This is a genomic window from Amorphus suaedae, from assembly GCF_053629675.1.
Genome location: NZ_JBRJIT010000001.1, coordinates 1,922,316 through 1,947,878 on the forward strand (window position 1 = coordinate 1,922,316; position 25,563 = coordinate 1,947,878).

General features: G+C 67.9%; 21 protein-coding genes. 4 read left to right on the forward strand and 17 right to left on the reverse strand.

What is annotated here, in order from left to right:
• Positions 1–33: 33 nt before the first annotated feature.
• The 10 genes from hpxZ to AB7M35_RS08735 all read right to left on the reverse strand — a co-directional run bounded on the left by hpxZ (position 34) and on the right by AB7M35_RS08735 (position 12,210).
• A complete protein-coding gene (gene hpxZ, locus AB7M35_RS08690) occupies positions 34–408 on the reverse strand; it encodes an oxalurate catabolism protein HpxZ (RefSeq protein ID WP_453958910.1) in 375 nt (124 codons plus the stop codon).
• Between the two features lie 14 nt (positions 409–422).
• Positions 423–2,015, reverse strand: coding sequence for a gamma-glutamyltransferase family protein (locus AB7M35_RS08695; protein WP_453958911.1), 1,593 nt, complete (start codon positions 2,013–2,015; stop codon positions 423–425).
• Between the two features lie 42 nt (positions 2,016–2,057).
• Positions 2,058–3,347 (reverse strand): TRAP transporter large permease, encoded by a 1,290-nt coding sequence (locus AB7M35_RS08700; RefSeq protein ID WP_453958913.1) that lies wholly within the window; start codon positions 3,345–3,347, stop codon positions 2,058–2,060.
• 19 nt (positions 3,348–3,366) lie between these two features.
• The gene (locus tag AB7M35_RS08705; RefSeq protein ID WP_453958915.1) at positions 3,367–3,918 is read right to left on the reverse strand and encodes a TRAP transporter small permease; all 552 of its coding nucleotides are present in this window, start codon (positions 3,916–3,918) and stop codon (positions 3,367–3,369) included.
• On the reverse strand, positions 3,915–4,937 hold the full coding sequence (locus tag AB7M35_RS08710) for a TRAP transporter substrate-binding protein (RefSeq protein WP_453958917.1): 1,023 nt from the start codon (positions 4,935–4,937) through the stop codon (positions 3,915–3,917). Before AB7M35_RS08710 ends, AB7M35_RS08705 begins: the two co-directional genes overlap by 4 nt.
• A gap of 159 nt (positions 4,938–5,096) precedes the next feature.
• Positions 5,097–6,305 carry an amidase gene (locus tag AB7M35_RS08715; protein ID WP_453958918.1) on the reverse strand — a complete coding sequence of 403 codons (1,209 nt, stop codon included), beginning with the start codon at positions 6,303–6,305 and terminating at the stop codon, positions 5,097–5,099.
• Complete coding sequence (locus tag AB7M35_RS08720) at positions 6,302–7,540, reverse strand: amidohydrolase family protein (RefSeq protein WP_453958920.1); 1,239 nt, start codon at positions 7,538–7,540, stop codon at positions 6,302–6,304. Before AB7M35_RS08720 ends, AB7M35_RS08715 begins: the two co-directional genes overlap by 4 nt.
• Before the next feature lie 32 nt (positions 7,541–7,572).
• Complete coding sequence (locus AB7M35_RS08725) at positions 7,573–10,062, reverse strand: branched-chain amino acid ABC transporter ATP-binding protein/permease (RefSeq protein ID WP_453958921.1); 2,490 nt, start codon at positions 10,060–10,062, stop codon at positions 7,573–7,575.
• Positions 10,059–10,934, reverse strand: coding sequence for a branched-chain amino acid ABC transporter permease (locus tag AB7M35_RS08730; protein ID WP_453958923.1), 876 nt, complete (start codon positions 10,932–10,934; stop codon positions 10,059–10,061). Before AB7M35_RS08730 ends, AB7M35_RS08725 begins: the two co-directional genes overlap by 4 nt.
• Before the next feature lie 79 nt (positions 10,935–11,013).
• Positions 11,014–12,210 carry an ABC transporter substrate-binding protein gene (locus tag AB7M35_RS08735; protein WP_453958925.1) on the reverse strand — a complete coding sequence of 399 codons (1,197 nt, stop codon included), beginning with the start codon at positions 12,208–12,210 and terminating at the stop codon, positions 11,014–11,016.
• 294 nt (positions 12,211–12,504) lie between these two features.
• Between AB7M35_RS08735 and AB7M35_RS08740 the strand changes: the two genes are divergently transcribed.
• Complete coding sequence (locus AB7M35_RS08740) at positions 12,505–13,182, forward strand: TetR/AcrR family transcriptional regulator (RefSeq protein ID WP_453958926.1); 678 nt, start codon at positions 12,505–12,507, stop codon at positions 13,180–13,182.
• An 83-nt stretch (positions 13,183–13,265) separates the two neighbouring features.
• Complete coding sequence (locus AB7M35_RS08745) at positions 13,266–14,462, forward strand: TIGR03032 family protein (protein WP_453958927.1); 1,197 nt, start codon at positions 13,266–13,268, stop codon at positions 14,460–14,462.
• 142 nt (positions 14,463–14,604) lie between these two features.
• Here the strand turns inward: AB7M35_RS08745 and infA are convergent, their stop codons facing one another.
• The 3 genes from infA to AB7M35_RS08760 all read right to left on the reverse strand — a co-directional run bounded on the left by infA (position 14,605) and on the right by AB7M35_RS08760 (position 17,634).
• The gene (infA, locus tag AB7M35_RS08750) at positions 14,605–14,871 is read right to left on the reverse strand and encodes a translation initiation factor IF-1 (RefSeq protein WP_453958928.1); all 267 of its coding nucleotides are present in this window, start codon (positions 14,869–14,871) and stop codon (positions 14,605–14,607) included.
• Positions 14,789–16,375 (reverse strand): DEAD/DEAH box helicase, encoded by a 1,587-nt coding sequence (locus AB7M35_RS08755; RefSeq protein ID WP_453958929.1) that lies wholly within the window; start codon positions 16,373–16,375, stop codon positions 14,789–14,791. Before AB7M35_RS08755 ends, infA begins: the two co-directional genes overlap by 83 nt.
• Positions 16,376–16,734: 359 nt before the next feature.
• Entirely contained in the window at positions 16,735–17,634 is a 900-nt protein-coding gene (locus AB7M35_RS08760; RefSeq protein ID WP_453958931.1) for a LysR family transcriptional regulator, read from the reverse strand.
• Positions 17,635–17,833: 199 nt separating this feature from the next.
• On the opposite strand from AB7M35_RS08760, the gene ilvD reads away from it, so the two are divergent.
• A complete protein-coding gene (gene ilvD / locus AB7M35_RS08765) occupies positions 17,834–19,510 on the forward strand; it encodes a dihydroxy-acid dehydratase (RefSeq protein ID WP_453958932.1) in 1,677 nt (558 codons plus the stop codon).
• A gap of 63 nt (positions 19,511–19,573) precedes the next feature.
• Here the strand turns inward: ilvD and AB7M35_RS08770 are convergent, their stop codons facing one another.
• From AB7M35_RS08770 to AB7M35_RS08785, 4 genes are all read right to left on the reverse strand, one after another.
• Entirely contained in the window at positions 19,574–20,071 is a 498-nt protein-coding gene (locus AB7M35_RS08770) for a deoxycytidylate deaminase (RefSeq protein ID WP_453958934.1), read from the reverse strand.
• Positions 20,068–22,008 (reverse strand): HEAT repeat domain-containing protein, encoded by a 1,941-nt coding sequence (locus AB7M35_RS08775; RefSeq protein WP_453958936.1) that lies wholly within the window; start codon positions 22,006–22,008, stop codon positions 20,068–20,070. Before AB7M35_RS08775 ends, AB7M35_RS08770 begins: the two co-directional genes overlap by 4 nt.
• 30 nt (positions 22,009–22,038) lie before the next feature.
• Positions 22,039–22,926: a 5'-methylthioadenosine/S-adenosylhomocysteine nucleosidase family protein gene (locus AB7M35_RS08780; RefSeq protein ID WP_453958938.1), complete on the reverse strand. Its 888-nt coding sequence runs from the start codon at positions 22,924–22,926 to the stop codon at positions 22,039–22,041.
• 868 nt (positions 22,927–23,794) lie between these two features.
• Positions 23,795–24,697, reverse strand: coding sequence for a cupin domain-containing protein (locus AB7M35_RS08785; protein WP_453958940.1), 903 nt, complete (start codon positions 24,695–24,697; stop codon positions 23,795–23,797).
• 98 nt (positions 24,698–24,795) lie between these two features.
• On the opposite strand from AB7M35_RS08785, the gene AB7M35_RS08790 reads away from it, so the two are divergent.
• Positions 24,796–25,548: an SDR family NAD(P)-dependent oxidoreductase gene (locus AB7M35_RS08790; RefSeq protein ID WP_453958942.1), complete on the forward strand. Its 753-nt coding sequence runs from the start codon at positions 24,796–24,798 to the stop codon at positions 25,546–25,548.
• The last annotated feature ends 15 nt before the right edge of the window (positions 25,549–25,563 follow it).

Consider the following 25,563-nt stretch of genomic DNA (forward strand, 5'->3'; position numbering starts at 1 on the left):
AAGCCGTGACGCGGCCGTTTCGGAAGGGCCGCGTCAGCCCACCATCACGCTCACGTGGGCCGCGACGACCTTCCAGCCGTCCGGCGTGCGCATCCAGGTCTGGCTCTGCCGCCCGGTGGCGCTTCCTTCGCGCTCGAACAGCGTCATCGCCGTGGCCATGTCGCGGCCGTAGGTGGTGATCACCGTCCGGCGCAGGGTGCGGTCCAGGTTCTTGCTGCTGCGGCCCGCCCGGAACGCCCGGATCTCGTCGTAGCCGTAGAGGTTCTCGCCAGCGCCGTAGCGGATCGTGTGCGGGCTCTCCCAGAACAGCGTGTCGAGAACCGCGACGTCGTTGGTCACCAGCGCCGTCTCGTAGCGCGCGAACGCCTCCTCGACCTCCGCCTTCACGTCGGGAAGGTTGATGTCCATCGCTGATCTCCTGGTTAGAACGCGGCCACGCAGCCGTCACTGCGCGGGTCGGTGGCGCCTTCGAGCAGCCCGTCGGGGTGGCGCACCAGCGCCCCGGCATGGCCCATCATGTCCGAGAAGTCTGCGACCAGCTCCACCTCGTGCCCGGCGCGCCGCAGCGCATCGACGGTCTGCGGGGCGAAACGGGCCTCCAGCTTCAGGTTGGTGCTGTCGGCGCCCCAGGTGCGGCCGAGCAGCCAGCGCGGCGCCGTCACCGCCTGCTGGAGGCCGAGCCCGCCCCAGGCATAGCGCGCGAACACCGCCGCCTGGGTCTGCGGCTGCCCCTCGCCGCCCATCGTGCCGTAGGCCATGGTGCGGCCGTCGGCGAACAGCGCCATCGCCGGATTGAGCGTGTGGAAGGGCAGCCGGCCGGGCGCCAGGCGGTTCGGATGCCGGCAGTCGAGCGAAAAGCTCATGCCGCGGTTCTGCCAGAGCACGCCCGTGGCGGGGGAGACGACGCCCGAGCCGAACTCCCAGTAGATGCTCTGGATGAACGACACCGCCCGGCCCTCGCCGTCCACGGCGCCCATCCAGATCGTGTCGCCAGGCGCCGACGGCTGCGGCCACGGCGCCGCCCGGTCGCGGTCGACCGCGTACGCCATGCGCGCGATTTCCGCCTCGCTCACGAGCTGGGCGGGCTCGACGTCCATGTAGGCCGGGTCGAACACGGCGGCGTTGCGGACGAGGAAGGCCTGCTTCGTCGCCTCCACCGCGTCGTGCACGAACGCCGCGCCGGAGGTGTCGCGGCAGCCCAGCCGATCGAGGATGCCGAGGATGGCAAGCGACGCCGCGCCCTGGGTCGGCGGCGGCATGTTGAACAGCCGCGCCCCGTCGATGGCAAGCGACAGCGGCGCGACCCGGCGCGCCCGGTACGCCTCGAGGTCGGCGAGCCGCAGCGGGCTGCCGGCGGCCTCGAGATCCGCGGCCAGCGCGCGCGCCACGTCGCCGCGATAGAAGTCGTCGAGTCCGGCCTCGGCGAGGCGTTCAAGCGTCGCCGCCAGCGGCAGGAACCGCTGGCGCGCGCCCTCCGCCGGCACCGCGCCATCCGCGAGGAACGCGCCGGCGAAGCCCGGGACGTCCTTCAGCTCGGCCAGCTTGTCGGCGGTCAGCCGCGCCTGGCTGGCGCAGACGGCGGCGCCGGTGCGGGCGTGGCCGATCGCATCGCCGAGGAGATCGGCCAGCGGCATCCCCCCGCCCAGTTCGCCGGCGAGAGCAAGCGCCTGCTGCCAGCCGCCGATGGTGCCGGCGACGGTCAGCGCGGCGGCGCCGCCGCGCCCGGGAATAGCGTCCGCGAAGCCGAGCTCGCCATAGTGCTCCGGCGTCGCCAGCCCGGCCGCCGGACCACAGGCCTGGATCGCGACCGGCGCCCGGCCCGGCGCGTGCACCAGCCAGAAGCCGTCGCCGCCGATGGCGTTCATGTGCGGATAGACGACCGCGATGGTCGCGGCCATGGCGACCATCGCCTCGACGGCATTGCCGCCCTGCTCCAGCACCCTGGCGCCGGCGCGGCTGGCAAGGTGATGCGGCGCGGTCGTCATGCCGCCGTAGGCGCGTGGCGTGTTCAGCACGTCGTCAGCCTCGTTGTCGATTGCGGTTCGGGTCGGCACCGGTCAGTTGCCGGCGATCCCCTGATAGACTTGGGAGGGCAGCCAGAGGCTCACTTGCGGAACGTAGGTGATGACGGCGAGCGCAACCAGCGCGACCAGGATGAACGGCGCGGAGCCGGTGACCGCCTGACGATAGGTGACCCCGAGCGTGCTCGCCACGAACAGGTTCAGGCCGAAGGGCGGCGTGAACATGCCGATCGCGGCGTTGACCGACAGCACAACGCCGAGATGGATCGGGTCGATGCCGGCGCTTGTCGCCAGCACGAAGAGGAACGGCACCAGGATGATGATGATCGAGTTCGGGTCGAGCACCATGCCTGCGATGAGCACCACCACGTTGATGACGAGCAGCACCTTCACCGGATCGTCGCCGATATCGGCAAGCAGCGCCTGGACCGCGACCGCAAAACCCGAGGTCGTCAGATACCAGGCGAAGGCGGAGGCCGCGGCGACCACGATCATCACCTGCGCGGTGGTGACGGCGGACTCCAGCAGGACGGCGAGCAGCCCCTTCAGGTCGAGTTCGCGGTAGACCACCATGGTCACGAAGGCGGCGTAGGCAACGGTGACGGCGGCCGCCTCCGTCGGGGTGAACAGCCCGCCATAGATGCCACCGAGCACGATGACGGGGATCGCCAGGCCCCAGGCGGAAGCCTTGAGGTTTCGCAGGATCTCGCGCGCCGACCAGACCGCGCCCCGCGCCAGGCCGACGCGCCAGGCGTAGATCATCGACATCGCCATGAACACGGCGCCGTAGATCAGCCCCGCCCCCAGCCCGGCCAGGAACAGCGCGCCGATGGAGACGCCGGTGACCGCGCCGTACACGATCATGAATATCGACGGCGGAATCACGATCCCGAGCGAGCCGGCGCTCATCAGAAGTCCGATGGAAAACGGCTTGCGGTAGCCGGCTTCGCCCATGGCCGGCAGCATGATCTTGCCGACGGCGACCACGGTGGCCGGGCTCGATCCGGAGATCGCGCTGAAGAACATCGAGCTGGCCACCGACGTCATGGCGAGACCGCCCGGAAGCGCCCCGACCAGCGAGACGGCCAGGTCGGTCAGGCGGCGCGAGAGACCTCCTGTCGCCATCAGGTTGCCCGCCAGGATGAAGAACGGGATCGCCATCAGCGGAAACTTGTCGACGCCGGAAAACAGCCGCTGGATGACCAGCTCCGGCGGTGTCGAGGTGGTGGTCGCGAGCAAGGCGATGACCGGCAGGCAGAGCGCCACGAAGATGGGGACGCTCAGGGCCAGAAGGACGGAGACGGCAGCAGCAAATCCCAGCGGCATTCGAATGTCTCCCGGCGGATCAGGCGGCGGAGCCGGCGTGCTGGACCGGAGGCGAGACCGCGGCCTGGGCAAAGCGGACCGTCATCAGGGTGAAGCCGATGGGCAGCGCCAGGTAGATCCACCACATCGGGATCTCCAGCGACGGTGAAAGCTGGCGGAAGGCCATCATCGTCCGGACCAGACCGATCCCGTACCAGGCGAGGATCGCGCACGCGGCCGCGGAAACCGCGAACCCGGCCCGGGTCACCATGCGGCCCGCCTGCGGCGGCAGGAATTCCGGAAGCGCATCGATGGTGATGTGGGCGCCGACCAACGCCGCCCGGCCGCCACCGATGAAGACCAGCCAGACGATCGCGTAGCGGGTCGCCTCCGCCGCCCAGGGAAGGGCGACATTCACGGTGACGCGCAGGGCGATGTCGGCAACGAGAAAGAGCACGGACGCCGAAAGCGCGACCACGAGCAGGACGGCCTCGAACGCCGTCAGCCCCCTGTCCACCATACGCAGGACGGCCCGAACGCCGCTTGAGGCGGCGTTCGGCGTCTGGTTCCCGGGGGCGGAAGTGCCCGTCATTGGGCGCTGAGCTCGTCGATCTTGACGTAGGTGCGCTCGAGCAGATCCGGGCCGATCTTGTCGGCGAACTGCGCGTGCACCGGCTTCATCGCCTCGGAAAAGGCTCCGATCTGTTCGGGGGTCAGTTCGACGATCGTCGTCGTGCCGGCGTCGGCGATCTCCTTCAGATAGCCCTGCTGCAGCTCCGCCGACTTCTCGCGCTGGTAGGCACCGGCTTCCCGGGCAGACTCCAGAAGAATGGTCTGCGTCTTCTCATCCAGCCCGTCGAACCAGACCTTGGAGAAGATCATCGCCGTGCCAAGATAGCCGTGGTTCGACAGCATCATGTAGTCCTGAACCTCGTAGAACTTCATCTTGAGGATCGAGACGATGGGATTCTCCTGGCATTCCACCACGCCCTGCTGCAGGGCGGAGTAGGTCTCGGAGAACGCGATCGGAATGGCCGTCGCGCCAAGCTCCTCGAACTGGGCAATGAGCAGCGGGCTCTCCATCACGCGGGCCTTGCGGCCATCGAGATCGGCCGGGCCGGTGACCTCGTGGTTGCAGGTGAGCTGCTTGAAGCCGGATTCCCAGAAGCTGGCGCCGACGAAGCCGGACGCCTCGAGTTGGGACAGCACCTCCATCCCGACGTCGGAGTCGAGGAAGGCGTACGTCACCTCCGGGCTGGGAAACAGGAACGGCAGATCGATGAGCTGCAGACTCGGCGCGAAGTTGGAGAGCTTTGCGGTCGGGATCGGAGCGGCCTGAACGGCGCCGAACTGCATCTGCTGAGCCACCTCGACGTCATCGCCGAGCGCATTGTTGGCGAAGATCTGGACGTCGATGGCACCGTTGGTCCGCTCCTCGACGAGTTCCGCGAACCGCTCCGCCCCCATGTGCTGGGCGGAGTCTGCCGGAAGGTCGTGATGGAACTTGAGGACTTCCTGCGCCTGAACGGACGTACTGGCCATGAGGGCTGCCGCCAGAGCGAGACCGGCCGGCGCAACACCGCGGGCATTGTCGAGGATGTTGAGGAACATGGACAACCTTTCTGCTTCCGGGACAAGCCGTCGCGCGGGATCCGCACAAGCGGCCAATTTGTAAGTAAACACTTACATACAGACTAACGCCGGTTATTCCTTTTGCACGCGCAAAGTTTATGCAAACCCGCCTCAATGGCAGACACGACGGGCGATTTGTCAGCGTCCGACGACGCGCGAGGCAAGCGCCAGGAGATCCACATCCCTGCCCCGCGCGGCCACGATGGAAAGACCGAGCGGCAGTCCGTCATGGCGAGCAAGGGGCAGCGAGATCTGCGGCAGCCCTGCGAGACCGGCGACGCAGAGCAGGTTCATCGCCTTGTGCCGGTAGGCCACCTCGATCACGGCCACGTCGCCGCCGCGCTCGGGAGCGGTACGCGGCACGGTCGGCAATGCCATGACCGTGCCGGGCTGCAGCAGCGCGTCGAGGTGGGCGGTGATCTCGCGGCGATGGACCTTGGCGCGCTCCAACAGATCCGGGTCGGTCTGACTGGCCGCCTCGAAGCGCTCCTTCACGCCGGGGCCGAAGGCTGGATGGACGGCGTCGATCCAGGCGCCCATGGACTGCCAGATCTCGCCCGCCTGCACGGTCCGGAACGTCTCCGACCAGGCATCGAGCCCCTCCTCCGCCAGCTCGATCGGCTCGCCGGGTGCGACCTCGGCCCCGAGCCGGTCGAGAGCCGGCAGGAGCGCGTCCTGCAGCTCGGGCTCCAGCATCGCGAAGGCGTCGGCGGGCACCAGCAGCCGGACCATCGGGCTTGCCGGCGACTGGTCTTCCAGAAGCACCCGGCCGACCCGCTCGAAGACCTCCGCGTCGCGCGCGAACCAGCCGGCGCAGTCGAAGCTCGGCGCGAACGGCACGGCACCCTCCAGGGAGATCCGGCCATGGGTCGGCCGCATGCCCAGGACCCCGCAATAGCTCGCCGGCACGCGCACCGACCCGCCGCAATCGGAGCCGAGCGCGAAATCGACCGCGTCCGCCGCCGCCACCGACGCGGAGCCGCTCGACGACCCGCCGGGCACCCGCGAGGGATCCGCCGGGTTGATCGGGGTGCCGTAGTGGAAGTTCTCGCCGGTGAGCGAATAGGCGAGCTCGTCGCTGATCGTCTTGCCCACCAGGTCGGCGCCGGCCGAAAGCAGCCGTTCCACCGCGACGGCGGAGCGTGTCGCCGGCGCGTGGGTCCGCAGCCAGTCCGGATGCCCGTTGCCGGTCACCGCGCCGACGATGTCGAAGACGTCCTTCGCTGCGAAGGACAGTCCCGCCAGCGGGCCCTCGCCCGAGCCGGCCAGCGCGATCTGGTTGTCCGGGCAGAAGGCGCCGAGGCTGTCGTTGGCGGGCGTGGCGGCGGAGTAATCGGTCGCCGTCATGCGTGGCCCCGGTTCGGGAAATGCAGCTCGGCGGGCTGCCGGGTCAGGGTCCGGCGGCCGCGCTTGAAGGCGTGGAGGACCGGCGCCAGCTCCGCGACCGCCGCCTGCGGCGTCGGCCCGTCGACCACCACCAGGTCGGCCGACTTGCCGACCTCCAGGCCGTAGTCCGTCAGGTTCATCAGCCGGGCCGAGCGCGTGGTCACCATGTTGAAGCACTCGGCGATGTCGGCGGCGGCGCCCACGTGGCAGATGTTGGCGTTCAGGTTGGCCATCCGCAGCAGCGAACAGTCGCCGAACGGCGTGAACGGGTTCAGCACGTTGTTGGTCGACAGCGAACAGTTCACGCCGTGGTGCAGCAGCTCGTGGGCGTGCGCGACGCCGCGGGTGCGGGCGTGGTCGCGGTCGCGGCCCATCAGGAACAGGTCGGTCGACGGCAGCACGGTGAGCGCCACCCCGGCATCCGCCATCCGCGCCGCCACCGCCTCGAGCCGCTCGGGAGCGATGTAGGCGAGCTTGGTGACATGGCCGATCGCCGTGCGGCCGCCCCGCCCGTAGCGCTCGGCCAGGTCGCAGACATACTCGAGGTCGAGGCTGGAGCCGTCGGTGCCGAAGTCGAGATGCATGTCGATGTCGGCGTCGAACTCTCGGGCGATCTCGAAGATCCGGTCGATCTGGCCGTGCGGATCGGTGTCGGTGTAGGGCGCCGCGCCGACAACCTTGGCGCCGCGCTTCATCGCCTCGACCATCAGCTCGTCGGTGCCGGGATAGTTGAGCAGCCCCTCCTGCGGGAACACGCAGATCTCGATGTCGATCGCCCACGCATAGTCCTCGGCGAGCTTCATGACGCCCTCGAAGCTGCGCAGCCCGACGACCGGGTCGACCTCCAGGTGGGTGCGCATGTGGGTCGTGCCCTGCAGCAGGCACTTCTCCACCGTCCGGCGGCCCCGCTCGTAGACGTCCTCGGCGGTGAAGTCCTTCTTCACCTTCGCGACCTCGCTGATCGCCTCCTCCAGATCGCCGCGTCGGGAGGAACAGCGGTCGAGGATGCAGGACTTGTCGAGGTGGATGTGGGTTTCCACGAAGCCCGGCGAGACGAGCCGCCCGCCGAGGTCGATCGTCTCGCCCTCGGCCGCCAGGTCCGGCTCGATGGCCGCGATCCGGCCGTCCGCGATGCCGATGTCCACGCTGCGGCCGGCATCGCCGGGCAGTCGGGCGTCCTTCAGGATGAGGTCCATGGTTGCGCTCCTCAGGCTTTCTCGGGTCGGTGTCAGGAAGCGGCGGTGGCGCCGCCCAGGTAGGCTTCCTCCAGCAGACGGCTGTCGCGGATCTCCGCCGCAGGTCCGCCGGCGACGATGGTGCCGGACGACAGCACGTAGGCGCGGTCCGCGATGGCGAGCGCCATCTCCGCCATCTGGTCGACCAGGAGGATGGTCGCGCCGTCGTCGCGGAGCTCCGCGAGGATCGTGTAGAGTTCCTGGATCAGCGACGGCGCCAGGCCGAGCGACGGCTCGTCGAGGAGCAGCACCTCGGGCCGCGCGACCAGCCCGCGGGCGATCGCCAGCATCTGCTGCTCGCCGCCCGAGAGGAGCCCGGCGCGCTGCCCCGCGCGTTCGCGCAGCCGCGGGAACCGCGCCAGCATCCGCTCCACCTCGGCGTCGAGATCGGCCGGCGGGCGGCCATAGGCGCCGAGCCGGATGTTCTGCACGACGGTCAGCTCGGGGAACACCTGCCGGCCCTCCGGCACCAGCACCAGGCCGCGCCGGGCGATCTGGTCCGCCGGCACGGCGGCGATGTCGGCGCCCTGGAAGGCGACGCGGCCGCCGACGGGCCGGTGCAGTCCGCTGACGGCCCGCATCAGCGTCGACTTGCCGGCCCCGTTGGCGCCCAGCACCGCGACCAGTTCGCCGCTTGCGACCTCCAGATCGATCCCGTGCAGCACTTCGCTGGCGCCGTAGGAGGCGGTCAGCCCCTCGACGCGGAACGCGACCTCGCCCTGGCGCGCCGGACCGGTGCGGACCGGCATCGCGGCCGCCCCCTCGCCCAGATAGGCGGCCAGCACCAGCGGATCCTTGCGCACGACGGCCGGCTCGCCCTCGGAGATCTTGGCGCCGGAATCGAGCACCAGCACGTGGTCGGAGATCCCCATCACCAGGGTCATGTCATGTTCGATCAGGATGACCGTGATGCCGGCGTCGGCCAGCCGCCGCAGCAGCCGCGCCAGATGCGCCGTGTCCTCGTCGCCGAGCCCCGCCGCCGGCTCGTCGAGCAGCACGATCTCCGGATCGAAGGAGAGCGCCCGGGCGATCTCGACCAGGCGCTTGTCGATGTGGGCAAGCGTGCCGGCCCGCGTCCGGATGTCGCCGCGGTAGCCGACGAACGACAGCAGCTCCTCCGCCCTGGCGCGCCGCTCCGCCGTCTCCAGCGATGCGGCGAGATCGCGCGCCGCCACCCGGCCGCGCACCATCGCCATCAGCAGGTTGTCGAGCACGCTCATGTGCTCGAAGAGCTGCGTCGTCTGGTAGGTCCGCGCGACGCCGGCGCGCGCCACCCGGTGCGACGAACGCCCGGTCAGGTCCTCGTCGCCCAGCATCACCCGGCCGCTGTCCGGCGCGTAGAAGCCGGCGATGAGGTTCAGCGCCGTCGTCTTGCCCGCGCCGTTGGGGCCGATGATGCTGGTGATGCGGCCGGGCTCGGCCGTGAAGCTCAGCCCCTGCACGGCCCGCACGCCGCCGAACGAGATCGACACGTTGTCGACCTCGAGCCTGCGCCCGGTGCCGTGCCGCGCCGCAAGGTCGTGCGCGTCGGCGGGCGCCTTGGGGACGGTCGCCGGCCGGCGGCGCCCGAGCCGCCCGAGCACGCTGCCGACGATGCCGCTCGGCGCGATGCGCAGCACCACCAGAAGCAGGATGCCGACGAACAGCAGGCGGTATTCGGCCAGCGACGAGAAGATCTCGGGCAAGAGCACGATGATCACCGCGCCGATGACCGGCCCGAGGATGGTGTCGGCGCCGCCGATCATCACCACCAGCAGGAAGAGGATGGATTCGAAGAACGGAAAGCTCTCCGGGCTGATGAAGCCGCTCATGGTGCCGTAGACGCCCCCGGCGATGCCGGCGAAGACGGCCGACAGCGCGAAGGCGACGCAGCGCAGCAGCACCGGGTTGAGGCCGATCGACTGCGCGGCGACTTCGGAATCGCGCAGCGCCCGAAGCGCCTTGCCCCAGGGGCTCCGGCTGATGCGCGCATAGACGAACAGCGCCACCAGCATCAGCAGCAGCACGAACAGGGCGATCTCGCGCTGGCTGAAGCTCAGGCCCAGGATCTGCGGCGGGCGGATGCCCATGATGCCGTTCCAGCCGCCGGTGAGCCCGTCGAGCTCGGCCGCGCTCTGCTCGACGATGAAGCCGAAGGCGATGGTGATCATCGCCAGGTACGGCCCCCGCACCCGCAGCGCCGGCACCGAGAGGAGGCCGCCCGCCGCGCCCGCGAGCACGCCGGCGATGGGCAGCGCCACCCAGAAGCTGACGCCGTGGTCGACGGTCAGGATCGCCACCGTGTAGGCGCCGATCGCATAGAACCCGACATGGCCGAGCGAGATCTGGCCCGACATGCCGACCAGGATGTTGAGGCCGATGCCGACGATCGCCGTCAGCCCCATCAGCGACAGGATGTAGAGCTGGTAGCCGTTGCCGGCGAAGATCGCGGCCAGCGCCAGCCCGACGAGGACGGCGCCGAGGATGAGATGGGAGATCTTCATACCTTCTTGACGCCCGCCCGTCCGAACAGGCCCTCGGGTCGCAGCGCAAGCGCCACGATGACCAGCGAGAAGGCCGTGATCTGCGTGTAGGTGGAGCCGAAGCTCGCGGTGATCAGCGCCTCGGCGACCCCGTAGAGCAGCCCGGCGCACATCACCCCCCAGGGGTTGGTGATGCCGCCGAGGATGGCGACGGCGAAGGCCTTGATGCCGAACATCGTCCCCATGGTCGACGAGATGGTGAACAACGGCGCGATCAGGATGCCGGCGACGCCCGCGAAGAAGCCCGACATGGCGAAGGCGGCCGACACGGCGACCGCGACGTTGATGCCCATCAGGCGGGCGGCCGCCTCGTTCTGGACGACGGCCAGCATGGCGAGCCCGTGGCGGGTGCGCCTGGAAAAGACGGTCAGGGCGATGGCGAGGCCGATGCCCACCAGCGGGATCAGGACCTGCTGCGGCTGGACCCGCACCCCCGCGACGAGAAACGTCTCGGTGACCAGCGGGGTGGGCGGCATGCCGCGGGGATCGCGGCCGAAGGTGAACAGGATGACGTTGTCGAGCGCGATGCCCAGCGCCACCGTCGCCATCAGCCAGGCCTCGGAATGGCGGCGGACGAACGGGCGCACGGCGATGCGCTCGACCGCCACGCCCCACAGGGCGCAGCCGATCAGCGCGATCACGATGGCGAGCGGCGCCGGCCAGCCGAGCGTCACCCAGAAGGTGAAGCACAGCACGGCGCCCAGCATCATGGTCGAGCCCTGTGCGAAGTTGACCGTCTTGGAGACGACGAAGGTCACGTAGAAGCCCAGCGCGAGCAGGCCGTACATGCTGCCGAGCCCGAGGCCGGTGATCAGTGCCGATAGGAAGAGCATCTGGGTTCCGTCTGCCGCCTTGCGTGTCGCGAAGTCTGGAAGCGGCCGGCGGGCGGGAGCCGGCCGGCCGCGTCCCGCGTCACTCGGTCGGAACGACCTTGTCGCCCTCGTAGCGGACCATGACGTAGTCGTCCGGCCCGAGCGCGTCGTGGTCTTCGGCGGAGAAGGGCTTCTCGTAGGTCTTGATCAGGCCGACGTAGGTGCCCTTGAGGTTCTCCAGCGCCTCGCGGATGGCGTCGCCGTCGGTGGAGCCGGCCTGCTCGATGGCCATCGCGACCAGGTGCATGGCGTCATAGGCGTTGGCCGTGCCCACCGGCGAGAACACGTCCTCGGGTCCCTTGATCTCGGGATACTTCGCCATGAGCTTTTCGAGGAACGACTTCCCGACGTCGCTCTGCTCGCCGAAGAACGAGTAGGTCTGCACGAAGTGGGCGTCGCCCGCCGTCGGTCCGGCGAGTTCCGGGAAGCGGCCGCCGGAGATCCCCCAGTGCGAGATCACCGGGGCATCCCAGCCCATGCGCTCGCGCGACTTCATCATCTGCGCGCCGGGAGGGGCGTTGACGACGAGGATGATTGCCTCGGCGCCGGCATCCTTCAGGCGGGTGAGCTGCGGCGTCATGTCGACGTCGGAGCCCTCGAACTTCTCGACGCCGACGATCTCGACCGTGTCGTTGGCCTCGTCGGCGGCGATGAGACCCTTCTCGTTCGACTCGCCCCACGGGTTGTTGATCAGCATGAGGCCGACCTTGGAGGCGCCGAACTTGTCGTTGGCGTACTTCAGGAGCTTCACGTCGACGAGCGCGTCGATCGCCGACACGCGGAACACGTAGTTCGGCTCGGCGCCGTTGCGGGTGATGCCGGTGGCCGCCGCCCAGACCCCCATGAAGGGCGTCTTTTCCTGGTTGGCGAGCGGCGCGATGGCCAGCGACACCGGGGAATCGATCCCGCCGAAGAACGCCGCGACATCCTCGTTGAAGATCAGCTCGCGCGCCGCGATGAGACCTTTCGGCGGCTTGGATTCGTCGTCGCGCTGGATGAGTTCGATCATCCGGCCGTCGAGCAGGCCGCCGGACGCGTTGATTTCGTCGATGGCCACCTGCAGGCCGCGGGTGATCGCCTCGCCCGACTGCGCCGACGCGCCCGAGAGAGCGGCGACGTGCCCGAGCTTGATGGGATCGGCCGCCTGCGCCGTCCCCGCCGGGGCGGCAAGCGCAAACGCGGCGATGGAGACGCCGACCATGGCCGGCAGCAGTCTGAGCCTCGAGGTCGTCTTCATGTCGACTCTCCCCTTTCGGATTGGTGTTCACAGGCGGGAGTGCGCCTGCTACCCGGGGAGACGTTGCAACGGTCGGGCCAGATCGGGGTCGCGTCGACGATGGAAGGCCGCTGCCAACGGAGAAATGCAGCGTGTAAGCAAATTTTTACATACATTTTTTTCCGCGGCCGGCCCGTCGCGCGCCTCCGCGCTTCCGCGCGTGCCACGCCGGGTCTGTTCAGACAGGCGCCACATGCCTTATGTGCAGGCACTGGCGCACGTCAGTCGCCATCGAAAATCGTGGAGCCGGAGAATGTGGACCTCGTGACGATCAAGACGACGAAGCCCTCGCGCCGCACGCCTCACAAGCGCGACGCCGAAGCGACGCGGCGGCGCATTCTCGACGCGGCGCGCCACGCCTTCGCGCAGCACGGCCTGAGCGGGGCGCGGATCGACCAGATCGCGCGGGCGGCCGAGGCCAACGTGCAGATGATCTACCGCTACTTCGGCGGCAAGGAGGAGCTCTACCTCGCGGCGCTGGAAGACACCTACGCCCGGATCCGCGCCCACGAGCGCGAGCTCGACCTCGGCGCCCTGCCGCCCCGGGACGGCATGCGGCGGCTCGTCGAGTTCACCTTCGACTATCTGCGCGACAACCCCGACTTCGTGGCGATCATCCGCAACGAGAACATGGCGTCGGGCCGCTTCGCCCGCGCGCTCCCGATGGTCTCCGACACGACGCTGCCGCTTCTTCAGGCGATCGACGACCTGCTCGCCCGCGGCCGCGCCGGCGGCGTCTTCCAGACCGAGATCGATCCGGCGCAGCTCTACGTGACGATCCTCTCGCTGTGCATCACCCATCTCGCCCAGCGCCACACGCTGTCGGCGATGTTCCAGCGCGACCTCGGCGACGCCGAGTGGCTCACCCAGCGCCGCGCCCACGCGATCGACGTCGTGATGACCTATCTGACGGCCCCGCGTCAGCCCGCCTAGGCTGCGCAAAGCCTTGCCAGCCGGCCGGGCAGGCCTTAGGCGGGGCGGACCGTTCCGTCGATGCCAGCCGAGTTGACCGTCAGATGAGCGACCGCGAACCCACCGAGCCGGAGACCGATGGGCCAGCGCCCGCCGCGACGCCGCCCGCGACCGAAGGCGCCCCGCCGCCCGCCGACGCTCCGGGCGCCGCCGCGCAGCAGCCCCAGCAGATCCAGACCAGCATCACCTGTTCGCGCGGCTTCCCGCAGTGGCTGGCGATGAACGGCTGTTCGCTGGCCTTCACCTCCTACCAGACCGGGCAGCTCTTCCTGGTCGGCGTGCAGCCGGACGGCGCCCTCTCCCTGCACCAGCGCAACTTCGTGCGCGCCATGGGGCTGATCGGCGACAGCCAGCGGCTGCTGCTGGCCGGCCTCGCCCAGATCTGGCGCTTCGAGAACGTGCTCGGGCCGAACGAGCGCGCCAACGAACACTTCGACCGGCTCTACGTGCCCCGCCGCGGCCAGACCGTCTCCGATCTCGACGTCCACGAGCTCGGCATCGACACCGCCGGCCGGCTGCTGTTCGTCAACACCAAGTACTCGTGCCTGGCCACCGACAGCGTCGTCCACTCCTTCAAGCCGGTCTGGCGGCCGCCCTATATCTCCAAGCTCGCGCCGGAGGACCGCTGCCATCTCAACGGGCTCGCCATGGAGAACGGCGTGCCCCGCTACGTGACCTCGGTGTCGACCACCGACATCGTCGACGGCTGGCGCAACCATCGCCGCGACGGCGGCGTCGTGGTGGACGTGGAGACCGACAAGATCGTCGCCGAGGGGCTGTCGATGCCCCATTCGCCGCGCCTCCACGAGGGCGCGCTGTGGATGCTCGATTCCGGCAACGGCTATCTCACCCGCATCGATCTGGAGAACGGCGCCCGCGAGCGCGTCGCCTTCTGTCCGGGCTTCCTGCGCGGGCTGTCCTTCCACGCCGGCCACGCCGTGGTCGGCCTGTCGCTCGCCCGCCACGAGGGCGTCTTCTCCGGCCTGCCGCTGCAGGAGGAACTGGAGAAGCGCGGCGGCGAGGCCTGGTGCGGCATCCAGATCGTCAACACCCGCAACGGCGACATCGTCGAGTGGCTGCGGCTGGAGGGCGGCATCCGCGAGCTGTTCGACGTGCGGGTGCTGCCGGGCGTGCGCTGCCCGATGGCGCTGCCCACCTTCGGGCCGGACCTCGCCAGCTTCATCACCATCGAGGCGCCGGACCGGCCGCTCGCCGAGCGCGGCTGGCACGTGCCGGGCTGAACCACCGCGTGTTTCGTCCGCCTGGGGACAAACGAAAAAGGCGCCCCGATCGCTCGGGACGCCTTTTTTCATGTCGTGTGCCGGACCGTGTCCGGGCACCCTCCCCGCGTCCGGATCGTATCGACCCGGACGGACGGAGAGACTAGTGCCGGCGGAACGAACGGCGCGGGCCGGACGGGCCTGCGCCTTCGGTCTTGTGGCGGAAGGTGATGCGGCCCTTGTCGAGATCGTAGGGCGTCATCTCCACCGTCACCCGGTCGCCCGCGAGCGTCCGGATGCGATGCTTCTTCATGCGGCCGGCCGAGTAGGCGAGGATCTGGTGGTCGTTATCCAGCCGCACTCGAAAGTTTCCGTCCGGGAGCACCTCGGTTACGACGCCCTCGAACTCGATCAGGTCTTCCTTGGCCATGGTCATTCCTTTCCGTCTTCTGGGAAGCTGCCGGTGCGGCGGACGACCCGTGAGGGCGAGCGCGCGCCGGGCGCTTCGGTTGCATGAAGCTCATATCGCCGACGCCGGAAGCTCCGCCGTCGTCGCGAGAATGGCCGCCCTGGGACTGGCCGTTGGCAGCCGCCGGACGGTTGCCGCGGTGCGCCTGTCCGCCGGAGCGGTCGTCGGCGCGCTGCGGGCGATCGCCGTCGCGGAAGGAGCGGCCCTGCGGACGGCCTGCGCCGTCGGAGCGGCCACCGGCCGGACGCGGACCGTCGCGACGCGGCGGACGGCCACCGTTGCGGTTGCCGCCACGGTGCTCGTCGCGCTCGTCACCGCCGCCACCACGGGCTTCCATGCCCTCCGGCGCGGCCACGATCGGCACCGACTGCTTGATCAGCCGTTCGATGGCGCGCAGCAGGCTCTTCTCGGCGGGCGCGCACAGGGTGATGGCGTTGCCCTCGTTGCCGGCGCGCGCCGTCCGCCCGATGCGGTGGACGTAGGTCTCCGCGACGTGCGGCAGCTCGTAGTTGATGACGTGGCTGATGGCTTCCACGTCGATGCCGCGGGCGGCGATGTCGGTGGCCACCAGCACGCGGATCGAGCCCTTGCGGAACGCCGCGAGCGTGCGCTCGCGCTGGCCCTGGGACTTGTTGCCGTGGATCGCCTCGGAGGGCACGCCCATCCGGACCAGGTTCTTCACGACCTTGTCGGCGCCGTGCTTGGTGCGGGTGAACACCAGCGCGTGCTTGACCTCGTCCTTCTTCAGGACGTGGACCAGCGCGTCGGTCTTGTGCTGGGTGTCGACGAACATGACCTCCTGCGCGACGCGGTCCGCCGTCTTGGCGACCGGGGTCACCGCGACTTCGACCGGATCGGTCAGGATGTTGTTGGCGAACGTCGCGATGGCGTTCGGCATGGTGGCCGAGAAGAACAGGTTCTGACGCTCTTTCGGAAGCTTCGCCACGATCGCCTTGATCGAGTGGATGAAGCCCATGTCGAGCATCTGGTCGGCTTCGTCGAGCACCAGGATCTCGACTTCGCTCAGGTACAGCGCGCGCTGCTCGACGAGGTCGAGGAGACGGCCCGGCGTGGCGATGACCACGTCGCAGCCGCGCTCGACGTCACGCTTCTGGCGGCCGATCGACACGCCGCCGATGACCAGCGCCGTGCGCAGCGGCATCTTCGAGCCGTAGGCCTCGAAGCGCTCCTGGATCTGGCTGCACAGTTCGCGCGTCGGCGACAGCACGAGCACGCGGGTGCCGCGTCCGCGGACGGACTTCGGCTTGGTGGCGATGTGGTTGAGGATCGGCAGCGCGAACGCGGCCGTCTTGCCCGTGCCCGTCTGGGCGATGCCCAGGAGGTCGCGGCCGGCCATCACCGGCGGAATCGCCTGGACCTGGATCGGGGTCGGGGTAACGTGGCGCTCGGCGGTGAGCGCGGTGAGGATCGGCACGGAGAGGCCGAGATCTGAAAACTGTGTCAAAGGTCTCTTTCGTTGAGTACGGCGGACACGCACGTCAAAGGCGCGACCACCGGGATCGAGCCCGGCCCTGGGAGCGGATGCCCCCGGATCGACAGTCGACCGCAAAAACAATCAGAGGGCGTCCCATCCCTGAGGACAAGGAACCGCTCTGGCGAGGTCGCGAGGACCCCACGTGCCGGGCACTCAGCGAATATATATGGGAGAAGCAGCTTCGGAACTTGACGTCCCGTCCACGCGTGCTTGGAAGGCTATATGGACCGTCGTCCACCAAAAAGCAATGGCTTTGCCGCACTGCATCATATCCCGCCGTTTCGCCGCCCCCGGCCCGCCGCGCCGATGACCCCTGCCCGCGCCGCCCCTCACGCCGCCGTCGCCGCCGCCATCTCCACCAGGTGCGCCACCGTCGGCAGGCCCGCGTCGCGCCGCCACACCAGCCCGGTCTCCACCTCCGGCGCCTTCCCCGCCAGCGCCAGGTAGCGCACCCCCGAGCGGCCGAGGTCGGTGAGCGACTGGGGCACCAGCGCCAGCCCCAGCCCGACCGCCACCAGCGCCACGATGGTCTGCATCTGGATCGCCTCCTGGAACACCCGCGGGCTGGCGCCGCGCACCGCGTAGGCCCCCGTGACGATGTCGTGGAAGTCCGGCGCGATGCGGCGCGGGAACAGGATCAGCGGCTCGTCCAGCACGTCGTCGAGGTCGAGCACGCCGCCCGGCGCGCGCACCCGACCCTCGGCGATCCACGCCTCCGGCACCGCCGCCACCAGCGGCTCGCGCACCAGCGGCAGGTAGGCGAGGCTCACGTGCAGCCCCGTCTGCGGGATGATCAGCCCGGCGTCGAGGCTGCCGGCCAGCAGCGCCTCGATCTGCAGGTCGCTGGTGGTCTCGCGCAGCTGCACCTCGACCTCCGGATAGGCCGCCTTGAAGCGGGCCACCAGCAGCGGCAGGATCGAGTAGTCGGCGGTCGACACGAACGCCAGCCGGAGCACGCCGAGCTGGCCGCGCGCCAGCCTGCGGGCGATGTCGGGCAGCCCGTCGGCCTCGGCGATCAGCCGCTCCGCGTGCGCCCGCCACGCCGCCCCCACCGGCGTCAGCGCCACCGAGCGCCTGGTGCGGGCGAACAGCTGCACCCCCAGCTCCTCCTCCAGCGCCTGCACCGACTGGCTGAGCGGCGGCTGGGTCATGCCGAGGCGCTCGGCGGCGCGGCCGAAATGCAGCTCGTCGGCGACGGCGAGGAACTGGCGGAGCTGGCGCAGGTTCATGGGACCACTGATACACAAAACGACCCAATAAGACCTGAATAATATATTTCCTGTTGGCTTTGGAAAGCGTCTAAGCTCCGCCACACTCGGGCCGGCGATCCGGCCGGGGCATCGGCGCCGCGCCACCTCGCGCGGGCCCCGCCCCGTCCGCCGGCGCCGCCCGGACGCCATTGCCAGAACACGCGGGAAGGAAACCGACATGGCCGCCAACGACCGATCCAAGCACGTCACCCAGGGCGTCGAGCGCTCCCCCAACCGCGCGATGTACTACGCGCTCGGCTACAAGAAGGAAGACTTCTCCAAGCCGATGATCGGCATCGCCAACGGCCACTCGACCATCACGCCGTGCAACGCCGGCCTGCAGCGCCTGGCCGATGCCGCCGACGCCGCCATCCGCGAGGCGGGCGCCAACCCGCAGATGTTCGGCACGCCGACCATCTCCGACGGCATGTCCATGGGCACCGAGGGCATGAAGTACTCGCTGATCTCCCGCGAGGTGATCGCCGACTGCATCGAGACCTGCGTGCAGGGCCAGTGGATGGACGGCGTCGTCGTCATCGGCGGCTGCGACAAGAACATGCCGGGCGGCATGATCGGCATGTGCCGCTCCAACGTGCCGTCGATCTACGTCTACGGCGGCACCATCAAGCCGGGCAAATGGAAGGGCAAGGACCTCTCCATCGTCTCCTCCTTCGAGGCGGTGGGCGCCTACCGGGCCGGCAAGATGAGCGAGGAGGACTTCGAGGGCATCGAGCGCAACGCCTGCCCGTCGCTCGGCTCCTGCGGCGGCATGTACACGGCGAACACCATGAGCTCGACCTTCGAGGCGCTCGGCATGTCGCTGCTCTATTCCTCCGACATGGCCAACCCCGACCAGGAAAAGGTGGATTCGGCCGCCGAGTCCGCCCGCGTCCTCGTCGAGGCGGTGCGCAAGGGCGGCCTGCGTCCGCGCGACATCGTCACCCGCAAGTCCATCGAGAACGCCGTCGCGCTGATCATGGCGACCGGCGGCTCCACCAACGCGGTGCTGCACTACCTCGCCATCGCCGACGCGGCCGAGGTGGAGTGGACGCTGGACGACTTCGAGCGCGTCCGCCGCACCGTGCCGGTCCTCTGCGACCTGAAGCCGTCGGGCCGCTTCATGGCGGTCGACCTGCACAAGGCCGGCGGCATCCCGCAGGTCCTGAAGATCCTGCTCAACGCCGGCCACATCCACGGCGACTGCATGACCATCACCGGCCGCACCATCGGCGAGGAGCTCGAGCACGTGCCCGACCAGCCGCGCGCCGACCAGGAGGTCATCCGCACCATCGACAACCCGATGTACAAGCAGGGCCACCTGGCGATCCTGAAGGGCAACCTCGCCGAGGGCGGCGCGGTCGCCAAGATCACCGGCCTGAAGAGCCCGGTCATCACCGGCCCGGCCCGCGTCTTCGACGACGAGCAGTCGGCGATGGAGGCGATCCAGTCCGACAAAATCCAGGCCGGCGACGTGCTGGTGCTGCGCTATCTCGGCCCCAAGGGCGGCCCGGGCATGCCGGAGATGCTGGCGCCCACCTCCGCCATCATCGGCCGCGGGCTCGGCGACTCGGTCGGCTTCATCACCGACGGCCGCTTCTCCGGCGGCACCTGGGGCATGGTGGTCGGCCACGTGACGCCGGAAGCCATCGAGGGCGGCACCATCGCGCTCGTCCAGGAGGGCGACAGCATCACCATCGACGCCCACCAGCTCCTGCTGCAGCTCAACGTCGACGACGCCGAAATCGCCAAGCGCCGCGCGGCTTGGAAGAAGCCCGAGCCTCGTTACACAAGAGGCGTCCTCGCCAAGTTCGCCAAGCTGGCGAAAAGCGCCAGCGAGGGTGCGGCGACGAACTGAGGTTCACCCAGATTTCCCGCCGCTCACCCGCTTTGGGTGGGCGGCTAAACTCGCATCAAGTTGCTAGCCCATTCTATGTGCCAAATTCCGGGCTTCAAGATCGGGATAGTTGTACAGTGAAACATCAACGCCGCTCTCTTGGAGCATCGCTGAAGCAAACACGAACTCCGCGCCCCAACGTTGATCGGAATGGTCGGGCTGCAATCCAACGAGCCTAATCGCCCCAGACTGCACAATAGCTCGGGCACAATCGACACATGGGAACCAATTCACGTATACCGTGCATCCGTCCAGCGATATGCCTAGTTTCGCAGCATTGTATATTGCGTTGCGCTCGGCATGCTCGGTCCATGAATACTTAGCAGGCCGCTCGTGACGCGCTGATATATCGTCATCAACACCGCGTACGAAGCCATTATAGCCTGACGCCCTAAGCAACCGGTCTGGCCCCACGATTACGCAACCGGTCCCCGCCGAACGATCTTTACTCCAAGTTCCGAATATCCTGCAGAGCTCAAGGAATCTGCGATCCCAGCGCTCCTGCCAGTCCGGACTGATCATGCTGCAATTCGATCATGCTGACGTAATTCGGAAGCGAGCTTGAACCAAGCCTCCATATCGCTGGGTTCTGTAGCAAGGTCGGCCCGTGCATAGAAAAGCCTCGAAATCTCCATTGACCATCCTGCGGGTATAAAGCTAGTCGAAAGAAACACCGCACGCTTAAGCTCAGTCATGACCCGCGGCGACGTGGCGATGATATCAAGCCGCGGCTGGAGGTCATCGACCAAGCGCACGGCCAACTCCCGCGAGTATGAGCCAAGTTCAACCAGCGACCGAATTGCACCGTACCGGACGTTCTCGTCGTCATCGTTTGTGACGCGTTCGAGTAGTGCCTCTCGACACCTCTCATTGACGACGCTTCCCATCACGTGGCATGCCCGCCACCGTACCACTGGCCACCCATTCTTCGCACTATCTACGAGTCGATCAACCGCGCAGTCCGTCAGCGACAATCGCTTTAGAACGTTCGCAGCCGTCCAACCGATAATAGAATCATCACCTTCGACCGCGTCCACAACGGTGTCGTGCGCGACTGTTTGGCTTTGGAGGGTGAACAAGGCCTTCCATTTGGAAAACAGCTCGGAATGATCTGGCTCCGCTGAGATGAGGCCAATCAGGGCCTCATGGTTCGGGACATTCCGCAGCGCGACCGCGGCATCGTCCTTGAACAACTCTAGGGCGTCGAGCGCCCTGCGCGCTGTGAGGTAGTGTCGATCGAATTTCTTTTCGGCGAGCATGGCGAGGATGATGGTCCTCAGTGGGCGAGAAATGCTCTCTGGCGAAATTTCTTCGACCTCGGCCAATGCATATCCAGCCGCATAAGGATTCCAGTCGTATACGGCCCGGAGAAACTCGTCCTTAGCTTCTAAGCACAAAAGCTCCAGCACGAACGCCACCGCGTCGAAGGAGTTGGCTTTGAACGTCAGGCTGTCCAACGAGGCATGCCGGCGCTCGAAGCTCCAAAGATCCGGGTGGGAAGCTACGTATTTGGCCGCGAGGTAGTCATGTATCCAATGATGGTTAAACGCCCGTCGCCCGCCTGGGACCTCAGTCAGGACCCCGCCTGCAAGTAGTGTCTGCTCGACGTAAGCGCCTCCACGGAAGTGTGCCGGATCGAATGAACGGGATTCGTCCAGCTGGTAGGCGGTGAACGCAACCTCCGCGGCAAGATCCATGCCAGCTGCATCTAACTTCCCGCGGCTCTCAACAAAATCTCGGATAGTAGCAAGGGGGGAATTCCTCAACGCACCCTTCATCGCCTTGTCGATGAAGTATGGACTCTCGAGCAGCCGCCTCTGCGAAACGCCAAGAGCGTCAACGTCTAAGTGCTTTCGCGTCTCGTCGAGGTCGACGTCGAGTGGCATCGCGAGATACCAACGATTATCGCCATCCGTGCGCCGTCGGACCAGCCGGTCCGAAATGATGACGGAACAATTCACGAAGAGCGAAGCAGCTTGGTCACATGCAGAAAGGATGTCATCGGCAATGGAACCGGGCGTTTCATTCAGCCCATCGATGACCAGCAATTTTTCTCTATGGGCCGGCAAGAAATCCAGAACGACAACATCAGTCTCGCCAGAGCCGAAGCGCCGCAGCAATAGATCGATCGTTTCTCTCACACCCTCGCGCCGCCTCTGCCATTCTTCGCTGGCTTCATGGTCCCAGCGAGAAAGATCGACAAAGAGCGGCGTCTTGCCCGCCTCCGCGCCGTCCACAACGAGTCGGCGCATGATGGTGCTCTTTCCTGACCCTCCGCGACCCGAAAGCATGATGCGTCCGCGCTGCGCGGCCTGAGCTAGCAGGTCCTTGTGCGAAAGCGGTCGACCATGTTCGCCGCGGAGGAGGGCAGAGTAATCCTCGCAAATGGCAACGGATAAGGAAATCGGTTCCCCCAGCCGCCTGAGATATTCTTTCGCCAGCTCGACATCCGAATTCATGGAGCTACCTGCGTTGTCCGGGCGCATTCGTCACGCACCCGCCGTGTTCTGACTTTGTTCTATATAAGACTGCTTGTGGCATATCTCAACGATTTCGTCTGCAACACAGAGGGCGAAGGCTGCGGCCGTCGCTGCGGCATAATCGCGCCATTCCTTCCGTTGATCATCATTGCCTTCGTCGTCGACGAGATCGGATATCCCGCGGACGATAAGGTAGTTCAGGTTGTAGTGCCTTGCACTCCTGGCGTGGTAGACCCCCCTAGCCAAACCATAGGACTCCATATCGACCGCCAGCGCCTTGTCGAATTCTTCAAGAATTTTGCGCTGGTACTCATTTTGTCCGTCGCCGAGAATCTTGTCTCCCGCAATAAGATTGCCTTCGAGCACCTTTGGCTTTCCCTCTGCGGGCCGCCCGATCGCGACGCGGTCGAGCCAGCGGCCCGCGTGCTTCACGCGCTGAGTTATGGTATCGCGCAAGTAAATAGATGGATGGTCGAACGCCTGCTTGCGGATAACGTCCTTACCGCCAGAGATCTTTCGCATCTCGTACCAGTCAACATGATCTGCAACGACAACATCTCCGAGCTCAATACCGTCTCGGCTGTGGACACCACCGGCTATCCCAGAGAGAATAATGAATTCCGGCCTGAAATTCTCAACAATGTTCCGAACTAGTTCGCTACATGGAGTGTTGCTTCGATCCGCGCTTCTAGCGAGGATGACATCGTACACGCCGAGACAGATCTCTGTCCGACGCAGGTAAGCAGTGTTCTTAACGAACTCACTGAAATCGCCCAGCTTCCGAACCGCCGTATACTCCTCCTCGACAATTGTGATGATCGCGACCAGCGCGTTGCCACTACGCGCCGGTAGCCGAACCCAATCTGGGTTCTGAGAGGAGTGTGCAGAATCCTGCAACTTGCAAATCTCCTTAAACGCGCAGGTTTGATCGGGCTAACGACGGCTCTAGCGAATTGCGCGCACACGCTCGTTCCGATCAACATTGCTGTCATTGATGAGGGAAATGAACCTTAACAGAGGGCCGATCCCAGAATACGCACGAGGCCACATAAGGCAACCTTCACGCGAAGCGGGATGGGACTTCCGAGTGTCTCATACGCAACCGGGTCGAAGGGCGCATTATCGTGCCGGCCAAGCCGTTTCAGCCGCACTTTCAGCCAATTTAGGATCGATTCCGGTTCTCGATTGGGCGAGCGGAGTGGGTCGCGCGCTTCGCGAAGGCCAGCCGCGTGGTCATCCGCCGCCCATTTATTCCCACCCCCTCCGTCCTCCCGTATCCTCCCCCATGTCGCTTGACCCGCTGGGAGCCGTGCCGGACCGACCGCCACGTGGGTTGAGGGCCTGACGGCCGGGCGCGCGCGCGTGTAACGAACGGGCAGGCTCGGTGTGCCGATGGCGAGTGGTGTCCGCCGGGACGAAAGGCGGGACGCGCCGCGCATGGCCTCGAACACGCGGCTCTCGCAAGCCGCCTTACTAGAGGTGCTGTGCGGCTGCGCGGCGTCCGCTGCCCGGTGGAGGGGTGGGAAGGTCCTACTCCTTTCCGCCCTTGGGAGAAGGGTGGCTGCATCGGTGCAAACGCCAGGGTGGGGCGCCGAAAGGCGACCGCAAACAATTCAATCGGATGGCCGCCGTTTCGCGCCCCACCGATCCCTGTTTTCCGAACACCCCCGGCCGGAGACGGCGCGGGGATGAAGGTGTTTGTTTTCTTTGCGCTCACGCCGAGCGAGCTTTGCACGCTCGGCGTGAGCGGACCAAAACCTCCCCCTCACCCCGCCCGCGCGCCGCGCGCATACACCGCCGGCGGCATGCCGACGTGGCGGGTGAAGGCGACGCTGAAGGTGCTGGCGGAGGCGTAGCCGACGCGCTCGGCGACCTGGGCGACGCCGGCCCGGCCCTGGCGCAGCAGGTCCTTGGCGAGCGCCATGCGCCAGCCGGCCAGGTAGTCCATCGGCGCGGTGCCGACCTCGCGGCGGAAGCGCTCGAAGAAGGTCGAGCGCGACAGCCCCGCCGCGCGGGCAAGGTCGGCCACCGTCCACGCCTCGGTCGGCCGGGCGTGCATCTGGCGGAGCGCCACGGCGAGCCGGTCGTCGGCGAGCCCGCGCAGCAGCCCCGGCGGCGCGTCGGGCCCGGTGGAGGACCGCAGCGCCTCGATGAGCAGCACCTCCAGCAGCCGCTCCAGCACCACGTCGCGCCCCGGTCGGGCGGCGCGCGTCTCGCCGTCGACCAGGGCCAGCAGCGTGGTCAGCCGGTCCTCGCCGGCGACGTGCACGACCCGCGGCAGCAGCGGCACCAGCAGGCTGGCGTCGTCGGAGCCGAAGCGGCAGTGGCCGACCAGCATGCGCGCGTCCGGCGGCGCCTCCGGGTCGCCCAGCCGGTAGACGCCGGGGCCGACCTCGACGCGCGGCGAGCGCGTGCCTTCCGGCGGCGGCACCAGGCTGGTGGTGGCGAAGTCCTGGGCCATCGGCACCAGCACGAAGTCGCCGCGGTCGATGCGCAGCGGCGCTTCGCCGGGCAGGTGCAGCAGGCAGGATCCCTCCAGCATGGCGCAGTAGAAGGGGCGCCCCACGGCGGTGCGCCGCACGATCCAGCGGCCGCCGGCGGTCACCTGCTTGGAGAACGACGCGCTGGGCTTGAGGAGGGAGACGATCTGGGCGAGCGGATCGGACATTTCCGGACGGATCCCAATGAAACTCGGACGCCGGATGATAGATCGTCCGGACGCCGCGGGCTAGCGTCCCCTCACCCAGACAACCGGAGGCTTCCCCCATGACCACCCAGACCGTCCTCATCACCGGCTGCTCGTCCGGCTTCGGCCTTGCGACGGCCCGCCTCTTCCACGACCGCGGCTGGTCCGTCGTCGCCACCATGCGCACGCCGCGCGAGGGCCTGCTGCCCGTCTCCGAGCGGATGCGCGTCCTGCCGCTCGACGTCACCGACGCGGCCAGCATCGCCGCCGCGGTGGAAGCGGCCGGGCCGGTCGACGTGCTGGTCAACAACGCCGGCGTCGGGCTGCTCAACGCCGTGGAGGGCCTGTCGGACCGGATGATCCGCGAGGTCTTCGAGACCAACACGATCGGCACCATCGCGATGACGCGCGCCGTGCTGCCGCAGATGCGGGAGCGGCGCGCCGGCACGGTCGTCAACGTGACGTCCACCGTCACGCTGGTGCCGCTGCCGCTGCTGTCGGTCTACACGGCCAGCAAGACGGCGGTGAACGCCTTCACCGAGTGCCTGGCGCTGGAGCTGGAAGGCTTCGGCGTGCGCGCCCGCCTGGTGCTGCCCGGCCGGGCGCCGGACACCGCCTTCGGCGACAACGCCCGCGAGCGGATGGGGATGGAGATCCCCGAGGCCTACGGCGCGATGGCGCAGGCCGTCTTCGCCGCCTGGCAGCAGGAGGGGGGCGACCTCACCCTGCCGGGCGACGTGGCGGAGGCGGTGTGGCGGGCGGCGACCGATCCCGCCTGCCCGATGCGGCTCCCCGCCGGCGCCGACGCGGTGGCCCTGGCCGACGCCGCCTGAGAGGACCGGGCCGGG

What these genes read in the sequence shown, in the direction of transcription:
- hpxZ (WP_453958910.1), bottom strand. Translation starts at nt 408, where the DNA reads ATGGACATCAACCTTCCCGACGTGAAGGCGGAGGTCGAGGAGGCGTTC.
- AB7M35_RS08700 (WP_453958913.1), bottom strand. Translation starts at nt 3,347, where the DNA reads ATGCCGCTGGGATTTGCTGCTGCCGTCTCCGTCCTTCTGGCCCTGAGC.
- AB7M35_RS08705 (WP_453958915.1), bottom strand. Translation starts at nt 3,918, where the DNA reads ATGACGGGCACTTCCGCCCCCGGGAACCAGACGCCGAACGCCGCCTCA.
- AB7M35_RS08710 (WP_453958917.1), bottom strand. Translation starts at nt 4,937, where the DNA reads ATGTTCCTCAACATCCTCGACAATGCCCGCGGTGTTGCGCCGGCCGGT.
- AB7M35_RS08715 (WP_453958918.1), bottom strand. Translation starts at nt 6,305, where the DNA reads ATGACGGCGACCGATTACTCCGCCGCCACGCCCGCCAACGACAGCCTC.
- AB7M35_RS08720 (WP_453958920.1), bottom strand. Translation starts at nt 7,540, where the DNA reads ATGGACCTCATCCTGAAGGACGCCCGACTGCCCGGCGATGCCGGCCGC.
- AB7M35_RS08725 (WP_453958921.1), bottom strand. Translation starts at nt 10,062, where the DNA reads ATGAAGATCTCCCATCTCATCCTCGGCGCCGTCCTCGTCGGGCTGGCG.
- AB7M35_RS08730 (WP_453958923.1), bottom strand. Translation starts at nt 10,934, where the DNA reads ATGCTCTTCCTATCGGCACTGATCACCGGCCTCGGGCTCGGCAGCATG.
- AB7M35_RS08735 (WP_453958925.1), bottom strand. Translation starts at nt 12,210, where the DNA reads ATGAAGACGACCTCGAGGCTCAGACTGCTGCCGGCCATGGTCGGCGTC.
- AB7M35_RS08745 (WP_453958927.1), top strand. Translation starts at nt 13,266, where the DNA reads ATGAGCGACCGCGAACCCACCGAGCCGGAGACCGATGGGCCAGCGCCC.
- infA (WP_453958928.1), bottom strand. Translation starts at nt 14,871, where the DNA reads ATGGCCAAGGAAGACCTGATCGAGTTCGAGGGCGTCGTAACCGAGGTG.
- AB7M35_RS08760 (WP_453958931.1), bottom strand. Translation starts at nt 17,634, where the DNA reads ATGAACCTGCGCCAGCTCCGCCAGTTCCTCGCCGTCGCCGACGAGCTG.
- ilvD (WP_453958932.1), top strand. Translation starts at nt 17,834, where the DNA reads ATGGCCGCCAACGACCGATCCAAGCACGTCACCCAGGGCGTCGAGCGC.
- AB7M35_RS08770 (WP_453958934.1), bottom strand. Translation starts at nt 20,071, where the DNA reads ATGATCAGTCCGGACTGGCAGGAGCGCTGGGATCGCAGATTCCTTGAG.
- AB7M35_RS08775 (WP_453958936.1), bottom strand. Translation starts at nt 22,008, where the DNA reads ATGAATTCGGATGTCGAGCTGGCGAAAGAATATCTCAGGCGGCTGGGG.
- AB7M35_RS08785 (WP_453958940.1), bottom strand. Translation starts at nt 24,697, where the DNA reads ATGTCCGATCCGCTCGCCCAGATCGTCTCCCTCCTCAAGCCCAGCGCG.
- AB7M35_RS08790 (WP_453958942.1), top strand. Translation starts at nt 24,796, where the DNA reads ATGACCACCCAGACCGTCCTCATCACCGGCTGCTCGTCCGGCTTCGGC.